Origin of the sequence: Nocardia sp. JMUB6875, from assembly GCF_041154655.1 — a bacterium.
Taxonomy (GTDB): Bacteria; Actinomycetota; Actinomycetes; order Mycobacteriales; family Mycobacteriaceae; genus Nocardia.
The window spans coordinates 1-648 of sequence record NZ_BAAFGR010000417.1 but is presented as its reverse complement, the minus strand read 5'-3'; the positions used below and the strand labels follow the sequence as shown (position 1 = coordinate 648).

Annotated in this window: 1 protein-coding gene; it reads right to left on the bottom strand. The window is 71.8% G+C overall.

Translation table 11 applies throughout. The features are described from left to right. Nucleotides 1-123: 123 nt before the first annotated feature. On the bottom strand, nucleotides 124-648 hold a 525-nt coding region (locus ACAM49_RS40340), incomplete at its 5' end, for a sensor histidine kinase (protein WP_369640765.1).

Below are 648 nucleotides of genomic sequence, written 5' to 3'. Positions count from 1 at the left end.
AGCGCGGACGGCACGGCCAGACCCGCCGCAAGCCCCAACCCGCCCCGCAACATCGCGCGCCTGCCGATCATCGCCGCACCTCGCATCCGGTCGAAGGGCGGTTCGAATAGGGCTGGAGCGCAATCACGGCTGCTCCACGGTCGCGGCGGGCAGAGTGATGACGACCGCCAGCCCGTGCGGGTCGGCCGCGCGCACGGTGAGCCTGCCGTGCCGGGAGGTGACCAGGGCGTCGGCGATCGGCAGGCCCAGGCCCGAGCCGGTGCGGCCGGTGGCGGTGGAGCCGCGGAAGAATCGGGTGGTCAACTGGCCCAATTCGCTGTCAGGGACGCCGGTTCCGTCATCGGCGACGGTGATGGTGACCCAGCCGGGGTCGGTGGTGACGGTCAGGCGGGTGGTGGTGCCGGGCCCGGCGTAGCGGCAGGCGTTGGACAGCGGCACATCCAGGATTTGAGCCAGCACATCGGCCGACACCGCGGTGTCCGCGCGTTGAGTGGCACACCAGTGCGGGGATTTGCCTGATTCGGCCGCGCTGGTGTGCCACTCAGCGGTCAGCGTCATGCCCGCGTCGTCGAAGGCGCTGCGCCAGGCGTCGATTCGGTCCTGGGCGACCTGTATCGCGTCGCAGTGGGCGGTGGCCGGGGTGGTGGC